Consider the following 12,266-nt stretch of genomic DNA (forward strand, 5'->3'; position numbering starts at 1 on the left):
AGTCCATGATCATCGCGCGGGTCATCGGCTCGGCGGTTTCGACCATCAAGGTCGAGGCGCTGCGCGGCAGCAAGCTGCTCATCGTTCGGCATGCCTCCGCGAGCGACGAACTCTTCGGCGAGCCATTCGTCGCGGTAGATGCCGTCGGCGCAGGTCACGGCGAACTCGTGCTGATTGCCGAGGGCAGCGCGGGTCGGCACACGGACCTGACTGCCGGGGCGCCGGTCGATGCGGTGATCTTCGCCATCCTCGACTCGCTCGAGGTCGACGGCGAGACCACGTTCAGGAAGAGCTGACAGGGACGGGAGGGAGGACCGGGACCATGAGCACACGTGACATGTTGAGCGTCGGGATCGACATCGGCACCACCACGTCTCAGCTGGTCCTCTCCGAACTGTCCATCAGCAACCAGGCTCGGCTGGGCCGCGTTCCGCGGCTGGACATTGAGGCGCGCAAGGTCCGCTATCAGGGGGAGGCTCACTTCACGCCGCTGCTCTCGCCCGACGAGGTGGACGTGGAGCGACTCACCGAGTTGATCCGCCATGAGTACTCGCTCGCCGGCGTCGAGCCTCACGAGGTGGAGACCGGTGCGGTCATCATCACCGGTGAGACGGCCCGCACGCGGAACGCAGAGGAGATCCTGCATAGCCTTGGCGACCTGGCAGGCGACTTCGTCGTCACTGTGGCAGGGCCGAACCTGGAGGCGCAGATCGCCGGTCGTGGGTCGGGCGCGGCCCAGTGGTCGGCCGCTAACTACGCCTCCGTAGTCAACGTCGACATCGGCGGCGGATCATCCAACGCGGCGCTGTTCCGCTCGGGTCGCCACATCGCCTCCGCGGGGTCGATGGTCGGCGGCAGGCAGGCGGTTCTGGACCGCGGCACTGCTCGGCTCCAGCACCTCGCGCCGACGGGGAGGATCATCGCGGACCAGCTTGGTCTCGACCTCCGCGTGGGGCAGGTCGCACGCCTGGCGGACCTTCGCAGGCTTGCGGTGGCCATGGCCGACATCGTCGTGGACCTCTGCCTCGGGGTGGAGACGCCGCTCGGAGCGAAGGCTGCGCTCAGCCCCCGTCTCGATGTGGACGGCCCAGTGGCGGCCTACTTCGTGTCGGGCGGCGTCGGGCAGCTCTATTACGACCACGCACCGGCCACGACCCTGGCCGAGGTCAGTGAGTATGGCGACATCGGTCCACTGCTCGCGGAGGCGCTGCGGGAGAACCCCCGCTGGGCCGAGCTCCGGATCGAGCGGCCAGAGCAGACGCTCCGGGCCACCGTGCTCGGCGCGGCGAGCCAGCAGGTGACCCTGTCGGGATCCACGATCTGGGCCGAAGACGGCCATCTGCCGCTGCGCAACGCGCCGGTGATCGAGCCGCGCATCCTTGAGCGCACCCCAGGGCTGACCAGCTCGGATGCGGTGGCGGACGCGCTCGGCGAGGCGGTTGAAAGGTGGGACAGGGGAGCCGGCCAGGAAGGCGCCTTCGCGGTGTCGCTGCCGCTGCCGCCGCGGATCGACTTCGCGCAACTCAGCACGCTGGCCGACGGCTTGGTGGTGTTCGCCCGCCGACACCTGCCTCGCGACCGGCCGCTCGTGCTGGCCATCGAGGAGGACTACGCACAGGTGCTCGGCCAGACGATCAAGCAGAGGGCACCGGAACTGGCATTGATCGTCGTGGACCAGATCCAACTGGGCGAGGGCGATTTCATCGACATCGGCGAGCCGCTCTTCGACGGGCGTGTGGTGCCCGTCTCCGTGAAGACGCTCGTCTTCTATCAGCCAACCGAAAACGAAACACGACCCGGGAGTTGACCATGGGCAGAAAGACCAGGGGGTGACGAGATGCTGTTGCGGACGAAGTTGTTCGGGCACACCTACGAGTTTGCCGACATCAAGGACCTGTTGGCTAAGGCCAACGAGGAGAAATCCGGCGACCAACAAGCGGGCATCGCGGCACGCAGCGCCGCTGAGAGAGTGGCTGCCAAACATGTCCTCGCCGAGGTGCCGCTGAGCGCGCTGCGCGAGAACCCGGTGGTGCCCTACGACGAGGACGAGGTCACGCGCGCCATCGACGATGCGGTCAACGAGACCATCTATCAGGAGATCAAGGGCTGGACTGTCGGCGACTTCCGCGAATGGATCCTGTCGAACAAGACCACCGGTGCCGACATCCGTCGGGTCAGCAATGCGCTGACCGGGGAGATGGTCGCCGCGGTGACCAAGCTGATGGGCAACCTCGATCTCGTCGTCGGGGCGCGCAAGCTCCGGGTCGTGACGCACAACGCCAACACCATGGGTTTGCCTGGAACGCTGGCCTCAAGGCTCCAGCCGAACCATCCGACCGACTCGGTCGACGGGATCCGGGCCGCCATCTACGAAGGGCTGTCCTTCGGCTCAGGAGACTCGGTCATCGGGATCAACCCCTCTGACGACACCGTCGGCTCCGTCGCACGCCTCCTGGAGATGACCTGGGGGATCATCGAGAAGTGGCAGGTGCCCACCCAGAACTGCGTGCTCGCGCATGTCACCACGCAGATGGAGGCCATGAGACGGGGTGCCCCCGTCGGCCTCGTGTTCCAGTCGATCGCCGGTTCACAGAAGGCGATGGAGAGCTTTGGTGTTTCCGTCGACCTGCTGGACGAGGCCAACGAGCTGGCTCAGAAGTACTGCGTGACTGCCGGCCCCAACTACATGTACTTCGAGACGGGGCAGGGTTCAGCGCTGTCGGCCGAAGCGCACAATGGCGCCGATCAGCTGGTCCTGGAGGCCCGCAACTATGCGATCGCGAAGCGCTGGAATCCGTTCCAGGTGAACACGGTGGTGGGGTTCATCGGCCCCGAGTACCTCTACGACTCGGTGCAGATCATCCGGGCCGGCCTGGAGGACCACTTCATGGGCAAGCTCACGGGCATCTCGATGGGCTGCGACGTGTGCTACACGAACCACGCCAAGGCTGATCAGAACAGCAACGACAACCTCGCCGTGCTGCTGGCCTCGGCCGGCGTCAACTTCATCATGGGAATCCCGATGGGCGACGACGCGATGCTCAGCTACCAGACGACGAGCTACCACGATGCGCCCTCGCTGCGGCAGGCCCTCGGGCTCAGCCCGCTGCCCGAGTTCGAGGCGTGGATGGAGGAGGTGGGCCTGTGGAAGGACGGCCAGCTCACCGACATCGCAGGCGACGCGTCCTTCTTCCTGAAGAGGTGAACAGATGAGTGTCAACATTGAGGAGATCGTTGCCCGGATCCTGTCCGAGTTGCGCCAGGAGGGCCTCGAGCCCCGAGACGCGGCAGAGGCCTCCGGCCCTTCGGTGATTCGGCGGGACGGCGGTGAACTGGTCATCGACCTTGCCGACCCGACGCTGGATGCGCCGAGGCGCGCGATGCTGGTGGACAACCCGTACGACGCTGACGGCCTGCGGAACCTGATGGGCACCACCAGCGCGCGGCTCGGCGTCGGCCGGGCGGGGCCGAGGCCAAAGACCGCGACGGCACTGCTGTTCCAGGCCGACCACGGCGTCACCCAGGACGCCATCTATGGCGTGGTGAGCGACGAGGTGCGCGCCGCGTTCAACCTGTTCACCGTCACCAGCCGGGTCGCCGACCGCGGTGAATTCCTGCTCCGTCCAGATCTGGGCAGGTTGCTCAGCGACGAAGGCAAGAAGCTGATCGAGGAACGGTGTGTGAAGGGCCCGGACGTGCAGTTGTGCGTGGTCGATGGCCTGTCGGCAGCCGCGATCGACAACAACCTGCGCGACATCTATCCGGTGATTGAACAGGGGCTCAAGTCGGCGGGTCTCACGGTCGGCACCCCGTTCTTCATCGAGAACGGCCGCGTCGGCATCATGAATGATGTCAACTCGGTCATCAAGGCCAAGGTGGTCGTGCTGCTCATCGGCGAGCGGCCGGGCCTCGGCATTGCCGATGCGATGAGCGCCTACATGGGCTTTGACCCTCAGCCGGGCAAGTCCGACGCCGACCGGGACCTGATCTGCATGATCACGACGCACGGTGGCACCAACCCGCTTGAGGCAGGCGCCTACATCGTCGAGTTCATCAAGCGGATGACCAAGTACAGCGCCAGCGGAGTCAAGCTCCGCGAGGTTGCCGGGGACTAAGGAAAGGTTGCGAACAATGGGAATTCTTGAACCGGTGAAGCCGACAATTCTGGCGGTGCGCATCATCTCCAACATCGACCGCGGCCTTGCCGAGAAGCTCAATCTCCAGGACCATCAGCGCTCGATAGGCCTGCTGACCTGTGACATCGACGATGCGCTCTACGTCTCTCTCGACGATGCCACCAAGTACGCAGAGGTCGATGTCGTCTATGCCAAGAGCTTCTACGCTGGCTCCGGCTACCCGTCGGGCCCGCTCTCGGGCGAGGTCATAGGCATGCTGGCGGGTCCGACGCCTGCGGAGGTCCGCGCGGGCGTCGACGCCTGTGTCTCGTATTGCGAGGAGGAGGCGTGGTTCTACTCGGCTGACGAGGCCGGCGAACTGAACTTCTTCCCGCACCTGATCTCCAGCACGGGCAGCTACCTGTCGAAGGAGGCGGGCATCCCGCTCGGCCAGCCGATGGCGTACCTGATCGCGCCGCCGCTGGAGGCGACATTCGCCCTCGACCTGGCGCTGAAGGCGGCCGACGTCTCCGTCGCCACCTATTTCGAACCACCGAGCGAGACGAACTTCTCGGGTGGCTGGCTGACCGGCTCGCAGAGCGCCTGCCGGGCCGCCTGCTCCGCCTTCCAGGACGCGGTTCTTGAGGTGGCGGCCCACCCTAAGAAGTACTGACAGGTGACGACGATGAAGGACAACCACATGGACGCCGACCTCCGGTCGGTCCAACAGGCCCGCGACCTCGCCGTCGCAGCCAGGGAGGCGATGCGCGCATTCCAGTTCGCCCCTCAGGATGAGGTGGACCGCATCTGCGAAGCCATGGTGGCGGCGGCGATGCGCGAGGCCGGCAGGCTCGGGCAGTTGGCGCACGAGGAGACCGGGTTCGGCTATCCCGCCCACAAGAGGTTGAAGAACGAGTTCGCGGCCCAGGGGCTCTGGGATTCGATCAAGGACGTTCCAACGTGCGGGGTTCTTCGTCACGACGAGGCCCGCAGGATCGTCGAGATCGGCACCCCGGTCGGCGTATTGTGCGCGTTGACTCCTTCGACGAACCCGACCTCGACCGCGATCTTCAAGATCCTCATCGGTGTCAAGGCACGCAACGCGGTGATCGTGGCACCGCACCCGTCGGCGAAGAACTGCAGCGCGGAGGCGGTCAGGATCATGGTCGCGGCGGGGGAGGCGGCCGGCATGCCGAAAGGCCTGGTGTCCTGCATGACGGAGCTCAGCCTGCAGGGCACCAACGAGCTGATGAACCACTACGCCGTCTCGATGATCCTGGCCACCGGGGGCCCCGGAATGGTGCTCGCCGCGCACTCGTGCGGCAAGCCGGCGCTCGGCGTGGGCCCCGGCAACGTGCCCGCCTACGTGGATCGGACGGCCGACGTGGCCCGGGCCGCGCAGATGCTCGTGGAGTCGAAGTCCTTCGACTGCTCCACCATCTGCGCGACGGAGCAGGCGGTGATCGCCGACCGGCCGATCGCCGAGCGGCTCAAGGCCGATATGCAGCGGTTCGGCGCCCAGTGGCTCACCGCGGAGGAGGCCGAACGGCTGGCCGGCAGCATGTTCCGTCCGAACGGGATGATGATCGCCTCCTACGTGGGTCGCACCCCGCAGGAACTCGGACGGCTCGCCGGTATCGAGGTGCCCGCTGCCACCCGCATCCTCGTCGCTGAACTCGGCGGCATCGGCCCGAAGTATCCGCTGTCGCGGGAGAAGCTCACCTCGGTGCTGGGTTGGATGGTCGAGGACGGCTGGAAGGCCGGTTTCGAGAGGGCGACCCAGCTCCTCACCTTCGGCGGCGACGGACACTCCGCAGTCATCCACTCCGAGGATGAGGATTCGATCCTGGCCTATGGCATCGAGCAGCCGGCCTTCCGGATCCTGGTCAACACCTGGGGCAGCCTCGGCGGCGTCGGGTCCACCACCGGGTTGCGACCCTCGTTCACCCTCGGCCCAGGCGGTCTCGGCGGCGCGGTCGTCAGCGACAACATCACGGTCGAGAACGTCCTCAACGTCAAGCGTCTCTCGTACCATCTGCACGATGCGACCCCGGCCGCCCGCGCCCACGGCGGCATCGCCGATGGGGAGACGAAGCAGCCTGTCGGCAGGGTGGGTCCCGAAGGAGGTACGGCCGATGCACGGGTGATCGAGGATGTCGTCCGTCGGATTCTCACCGAGCTGAAGAAGCAGAGCTAGGAGGCAGCGCATGAGCGAAACCCCGTCCCCGGCGCGGAAGCGCACACGAAAGGCACCAGTCGCGCCAGCGGCAGGCACAACTGAACAGTCCACCGTCCAATGGGCCGAGACAACCTCGACCCCCGACCCAGCACCCAACCAAACCCCTGTTACCAGAAGGAGTACTCCAATGGCAGATGTCCAGATGATCGCCCTCGGCATGGTCGAGACCAAAGGCCTGATCGGGGCCATCGAGGCCGCCGACGCGATGGTGAAGGCCGCCAACGTGCGGCTGATCGGCAAGGAACAGATCGGCGCCGGCTTGGTGACCGTCTTCGTCCGTGGCGATGTCGGTGCGGTCAAGGCCGCCACCGACGCCGGTGCCGCAGCCGCAGGTCGCGTAGGCGAACTGATCTCCGTGCACGTGATCCCGCGCCCGCACGGTGACGTCGAGGTCATCCTCCCGCACCGGGACTGAATCTCCTGACCCGCACGGCCACCAACCAGTGAGTGGATGAAGAAAATGGGAAGACCGGTCATAGCCGCAGCCGAGGTCGAGCAGGCCTCGGGAGGAACCATGCTCGTCGCGCGTGACGCGATCGTGACGCCTCTGGCGCGCGATGTGGCGCGTGAGCGAGGGATCGACATCGTGCGCGTGGGAGAGGCCACACCCTCAGCCGCGCCCTCGAGTGGTGATGCCCTGGCCGACCAGGTCCGTGCGTTAGTGACCGCGATGCTGGGATCAGGTGGGGGCGCACTGGCCGCCCCCACCACCCGGCACCCCGTCAAACTCGCCCGCCTCGGTGAGTCCAAGCTCGACCCCTTCCCCTATCCCGGACCTCCACCCGGGATGCAGGTGGCCACCGGAGACGTCGTGACCGACGCGGACGGGGCGCCGATGGCAGCGGGATACATGACCATCACCCAGGGCAGCTTTCCCTGGACGCTCAACTACGACGAGGTGCAGATCGTGCTCGAAGGGGAACTGCACCTGGGTGGCGACGCCGGCGGCAAGATCGGTCGCCCCGGCGACATCCTCTACGTGCCGAAGGGCTCGCGCATCACCTTCGGGACACCCACCTGGGCGAAGTTCGTCTACGTCACCTTCCCCGCGAACTGGGAGGAGGTCTAACTCTCCGATGCTGTCGCCCCGAAGCGATGAGCGCAGCCGGCCCCCGTCGGCTCCCGATGTCGCGAGACTGATGAAGCAGGCGGCCGCCGCACTGAAGCGTCCGGCCGCGATCGACCCGTCGGTCGCGATCCGGGTCGGCGTCGACCTGGGCACCGCGTTCACAGTCATCGTCGTCACGGATGAGGCCGGGCGCCCACTCGCCGCGGCCAACGCTTTCGCCGACGTCGTCAGGGACGGCGTCGTGTGGGACTTCACGGGGGCTCAGCAGATCGTGCGGGGCCTGAAGCGGCGCCTCGAGGACGTCACAGGGCGCGAACTCAGCAGCGGTTCGGTGACCATTCCGCCCGCCGTCAGTAACTCCGACCACCGCGCCCACCGCTACGTCGTCGAGGGCGCAGGCATCGACTGCACCGCAGTCGTCGACGAGACCACTGCGGCCAATGCGGTCCTGAGGATTGCCGACGGCGCCGTCGTCGACATCGGAGGAGGCACCACGGGTGTCGCCATCCTCAAGGACGGCATGATCGTCGCAAACGTCGACGAGCCCACCGGCGGGACGCACCTCAGCCTTGTCATCGCCGGGGCCTACAAGATCCCGTTCGAGAAGGCCGAGAAGCGCAAACGATCCCCCAAGTGGCAGGCCGAGTTGCTGCCGGTCGTCCGCCCGACGCTGGAGAAGGTAGCCACCATCGTCGGATCGGCCATAGTCGGCCACGACGTACAGACCATCCACCTCGTCGGGGGAACCGCCGCGTTCCCCGGCATCGCGGACATCATGACCGAAATCACCGGGGTGCCGTCGTCAGTCGCGCCCCAGCCCATGCTCGTGACTCCACTAGGGGTCGCCGGCTGGGCGGAACCATTCACATCGAAGGGAGGCCGCTGACGATGGCCGACAAGTCCGAGTTCCAATTGAGGGCGTTTTGTCACCTCGACCGTATCCAGCCACAGTTCGCCGCATTCGTGGGCACCATAGCGGCCGGTTCGCCGCCGGTGGAGGGCATGAGCAGCCTCTACGTGGAGATGGCCCCAGGTAACTGGGTGTTCCGGGTGGTCGACAGCGTCCTCAAGGCGGTCGACGTCAAGCCTGGTGCGCAGGTCGTGGAGCGCCAGTTCGGGATGTTCGAGGTGCACTCCGAGTCGCAGGCCGAGGTGTTGCGCGCTGGCGAGGTCGTGCTTGAGTCGCTCGGTCTGACGATCGCGGACAGGCTGGCCCCGAAGGTTGCCTCCGAGCAGATGGTCACCAACATCCACCCGTTGCAGGCGCAGGTGCTCAACCGCTTCAACCAGGGCACCATGATCGAGGGCGGCCAGACGATGCTTGTCCTCGAGGTCGAGCCTGCCGCCTACATCACCCTCGCGGCGAACGAGGCGGAGAAGGCCGCGCCCGTGTTCCTCAACCACATGAGCTCGATCGGCGTCTATGGCCGCATGTGGATGTCCGGCACGGAAGCAGATGTCGCGGCTGCCCGGGACGCTGCGATTATCGCTATCAACTCGGTCTCCGGAAAGCAGAGCTAGGTCTCACCATGACACGGCGTATCCTCACCACAGCCTCGGTCGACGAACTGCTTTCCGCAGGTACGAACGAACTCCGACTGGCCCACGGCGACATCGTCACGGCCCTCGCCCGCGAACATGCGTTGAAGCATGGGGTCCGGCTCATCCCCGGCGATGCCCCACCGACCGTGGAACCGGCGGCGAAGTCGGACCCGACGGCAGTCCTCATCCGCGAAGCGGTCGTGAAGGCACTCGGCTACGCCCCTGACGGTCTGGACGCGATCATCGAGCGTGCGCTGCGGCGATGATCGCCCTCTACCTCTGCCCGACGCTGCACTGTCCGCAACTGTTGCGCCTCGGTGCGGGGGTGCTCGCGCACCTGGCAGGTCGCGGGGGGGTGGTCCGCATCTTCCGGCCGATCGTTGCCGAGGCCGCGGGCGACCCGGTGCTCGACGCGCTCGCCGAGGTGGCCGGCCAGGATCCGTCCGGGGCGTGGGGCGCCACCGCCGAGGAGTTGCTGGCGAACCCGACCGCCGCCGTCGGGCAGGCGATCTCCCGCTTCCGGGCATGCGCCGACGGAGCAGACCAGGTCTTGGTTCTAGGGAGCGAGTACGACTGTTCCCTGGCGCCGGTGGAGTTCTCCTGGAACACGAGGATCGCGGCCAACCTCGGAGTGCCGATGGTGCTGATCGTGCCATCCGACGGTGGACCCGGACCCACGCGCGCCCGGATTGACGTCGCCCTTGATGAGGCGCGCAGAAACCTGGCCAGGGTACTGGCCGTGCTGGTCCCCACCTCCGGGACCACCGCTGTCGGGCCCGTCGGTGTGCCGGTCCACGCCGTCAGTGAGAAACTACCTGCCCGCCCGCCAGGCGAGGCGCTCTCCGCTCTTGATGCCGCCCGGCTCGGGGGCACGGCCGCGATCCCGGTGCAGGCCGGTCGCGTGCTCGTCGCGGACATGACCTTGACGAACCTGCTGTCGCAGGTCCGAGACGATTCGGTCGTCATCTTCTCCGCAGACCGCGCCGAGATCGGGGTCGGCCTGGCCGTCGCCGGGCTCAGTGGTGCGTTCCCGTACCCGGCGCTGGCGATCGCGGCCGGGCCATGGCCCGTCGCCGACGGCGTCGCTGACCTGTGGAACCGTGCCGCGATCCGCGTGCCGCTGATGAGCACGCCGCAGCCGGTGGACGTGGCCCGCTTGGCGTTCGCGGAGCACTCCGTGCCGGGCCGGATCGCTGCGGCCACCGTCGCGGAGGCGAAGCGAGACCTCAGCGCCGCCGTGGATCTGAACGCTCTCCTCGCCTCCGCGGCCACGGGACGATCCGATGTCGTCACCCCCCTGATGTTCGAGCACCAGCTCCTGGAGCGGGCCCGCGCCGCCGACCGGCACATCGTGCTACCGGAGGGCACCGAGGATCGGGTGTTGATGGCCGCCGACCGGTTGCTCACCCAGACCGTCTGCCGGCTGACCCTCCTGGGCGATGACGTAACCATCCTGGCAAGGGCGGCAAAGCTCGGGTTGGGGTTGCCCGGCGTCCGCATCGTCGATCCCGCCACCAGCGACCTGCGTGAACGTTTCGCGGCCCGCTACGCCGAGCTGCGCGCCAAGAAGGGCATCACCCTCGACCAGGCCCGCGAGAAGGTCACTGACGTGAGCTATTTCGGCACCATGATGGTGCTCGAGGGGCTAGCCGACGGCATGGTCTCCGGGGCGGTCAATACGACCGCGCACACGATCAGGCCCGCGCTTGAGGTGATCAAGACCCGGCCGGGGATCTCAGTCGTGTCGTCGGTGTTCCTCATGTGCCTGGCGGACCGGGTGCTGGTCTTCGGCGACTGCGCGGTGAATCCGAACCCTACCCCGGACCAGGTGGCCGAGATCGCGATCGCGTCGGCGGCGACCGCACGCCAGTTCGGCGTGGAGCCGAGGGTGGCCATGCTGTCCTACTCGACCGGGGCCTCCGGAAGCGGACCCGACGTCGAACAGACCATCGAGGCCACCCGGCTGGTCCGCGAGCGGGCGCCGGAACTGCCCGTCGACGGGCCGCTGCAGTACGACGCTGCGGTCGACCCGGACGTCGCGCGCACCAAGCTGCCCGACTCTCCGGTGGCCGGTCGGGCGACCGTGCTGATCTTCCCGGATCTACAGACGGGCAACAACACGTACAAGGCCGTGCAGCGCAGTTCAGGGGCGCTGGCGATCGGCCCCGTCCTCCAGGGACTCAACAAGCCCGTCAATGACCTGTCCCGTGGGGCCCTCGTCTCGGACATCATCAACACCGTCGCGATCACCGCGATCCAGGCGGGAATGGAGAGGACATGACGAGGTTGATGCGTGCCGCCGTCGTTACGCGGTTCGGTGAACACCTGGAACTCAAGGACCTGCCCGTGCCCACCATCGGCCGTGGCCAGGTGCTCGTGAAGGTGCGCTCGTGCGGCGTGTGTCACACCGACCTGCACACGGTGCATGGCGATTGGCCGGACAAACCCGACCTGCCCCGGATCCCGGGCCACGAGGCGGTCGGCGACGTCGTCGAGGTGGGCGATGGGGTCGACGAGGTGCGGATCGGCGACCGGGTCGGGGTGCCGTGGCTCCACCGCTCCTGCGGTCGCTGCGACGCCTGCCTGTCCGGCTGGGAGACGCTCTGCCCCCGGCAGCAGCGTTCCGGCTACGACGTGGACGGCGGGTTCGCCGAGTACATCGCAGCCGACGCCGGCTATGTCGCGCATGTGCCCGATGGCCTCACCTATGAGCAGGCTGCTCCGCTCATGTGCGCGGGCCTCACCGTTTACAAGGGGCTCAAGGTGGCCGACCTCATGGCCGGTGACTGGGTCGTCATCTCAGGTGTCGGCGGGTTGGGACACCTGGCGGTCCAATACGCCAGGGCGATGGGGTATCAGGTGGTCGCTGTCGACGTCGACGACGCCAAGCTGACGCTCGCGGCCCGGCTCGGCGCGCACATGACCATCAATGTGCGCCAGACCGAACCGGTCGGCTATCTCCAGCGCCAGATCGGCGGAGCCCACGGCGCGCTCGTCACTGCAGTGTCACCGTCGGCTTTCGGCCAGGCGGTCGGGATGATGCGCCCAGGCGGGACGGTGGTCCTGAACGGGCTTCCGCCGGGCGCCTTCCCGCTGGAGATCTACGACATGGTGATGCGTGCCATCACTCTGCGGGGCTCGATCGTCGGAACCCGATTCGACCTGAAGCAGGCGCTCACGCTGGCTGCCCAGGCGCGCATCAAGGCGGAGGTGCACACCGCCGCCCTGGCAGATGTCAACGACATCCTTGACAAGATGGAGTCCTCGTCGCTGCCAGGTCGCACGGTCCTCGAGTTCTGAC

At 67.2% G+C, this 12,266-nt stretch carries 13 protein-coding genes; all 13 read left to right on the forward strand.

What is annotated here, in order from left to right:
• Positions 1-5 precede the first annotated feature (5 nt).
• The 13 genes from ACZK39_RS07915 (at position 6) to adhP (ending at position 12,265) form a co-directional block, all read left to right on the forward strand.
• Positions 6-296, forward strand: coding sequence for a EutN/CcmL family microcompartment protein (locus ACZK39_RS07915; protein ID WP_463612998.1), 291 nt, complete (start codon positions 6-8; stop codon positions 294-296).
• A gap of 26 nt (positions 297-322) precedes the next feature.
• On the forward strand, positions 323-1,807 hold the full coding sequence (locus ACZK39_RS07920) for an ethanolamine ammonia-lyase reactivating factor EutA (protein ID WP_463612999.1): 1,485 nt from the start codon (positions 323-325) through the stop codon (positions 1,805-1,807).
• A 30-nt stretch (positions 1,808-1,837) separates the two neighbouring features.
• The gene (locus ACZK39_RS07925; RefSeq protein WP_463613000.1) at positions 1,838-3,205 is read left to right on the forward strand and encodes an ethanolamine ammonia-lyase subunit EutB; all 1,368 of its coding nucleotides are present in this window, start codon (positions 1,838-1,840) and stop codon (positions 3,203-3,205) included.
• 4 nt (positions 3,206-3,209) lie between these two features.
• Positions 3,210-4,115: an ethanolamine ammonia-lyase subunit EutC gene (gene eutC / locus ACZK39_RS07930; RefSeq protein WP_463613001.1), complete on the forward strand. Its 906-nt coding sequence runs from the start codon at positions 3,210-3,212 to the stop codon at positions 4,113-4,115.
• Between the two features lie 16 nt (positions 4,116-4,131).
• Complete coding sequence (gene eutL / locus ACZK39_RS07935) at positions 4,132-4,788, forward strand: ethanolamine utilization microcompartment protein EutL (protein ID WP_463613002.1); 657 nt, start codon at positions 4,132-4,134, stop codon at positions 4,786-4,788.
• A gap of 12 nt (positions 4,789-4,800) precedes the next feature.
• Positions 4,801-6,312, forward strand: a complete 1,512-nt coding sequence (locus tag ACZK39_RS07940) for an aldehyde dehydrogenase family protein (protein ID WP_463613003.1) — start codon at positions 4,801-4,803, stop codon at positions 6,310-6,312.
• 169 nt (positions 6,313-6,481) lie between these two features.
• Positions 6,482-6,769: a BMC domain-containing protein gene (locus tag ACZK39_RS07945; RefSeq protein WP_463613004.1), complete on the forward strand. Its 288-nt coding sequence runs from the start codon at positions 6,482-6,484 to the stop codon at positions 6,767-6,769.
• 45 nt (positions 6,770-6,814) lie between these two features.
• Entirely contained in the window at positions 6,815-7,423 is a 609-nt protein-coding gene (locus tag ACZK39_RS07950; protein ID WP_463613005.1) for a cupin domain-containing protein, read from the forward strand.
• 7 nt (positions 7,424-7,430) lie between these two features.
• Complete coding sequence (gene eutJ, locus ACZK39_RS07955) at positions 7,431-8,309, forward strand: ethanolamine utilization protein EutJ (RefSeq protein WP_463613006.1); 879 nt, start codon at positions 7,431-7,433, stop codon at positions 8,307-8,309.
• A 2-nt stretch (positions 8,310-8,311) separates the two neighbouring features.
• Entirely contained in the window at positions 8,312-8,944 is a 633-nt protein-coding gene (locus tag ACZK39_RS07960; RefSeq protein ID WP_463613007.1) for a hypothetical protein, read from the forward strand.
• Between the two features lie 8 nt (positions 8,945-8,952).
• Positions 8,953-9,231, forward strand: a complete 279-nt coding sequence (locus tag ACZK39_RS07965) for a hypothetical protein (protein WP_463613008.1) — start codon at positions 8,953-8,955, stop codon at positions 9,229-9,231.
• Positions 9,228-11,246: a phosphate acetyltransferase gene (gene pta, locus ACZK39_RS07970; RefSeq protein ID WP_463613009.1), complete on the forward strand. Its 2,019-nt coding sequence runs from the start codon at positions 9,228-9,230 to the stop codon at positions 11,244-11,246. The genes ACZK39_RS07965 and pta overlap by 4 nt, the downstream gene beginning before the upstream one ends.
• Positions 11,243-12,265, forward strand: a complete 1,023-nt coding sequence (gene adhP / locus ACZK39_RS07975; RefSeq protein WP_463613010.1) for an alcohol dehydrogenase AdhP — start codon at positions 11,243-11,245, stop codon at positions 12,263-12,265. The genes pta and adhP overlap by 4 nt, the downstream gene beginning before the upstream one ends.
• Position 12,266: the final 1 nt, after the last annotated feature.

This window comes from Tessaracoccus luoxuelianae (assembly GCF_055326245.1).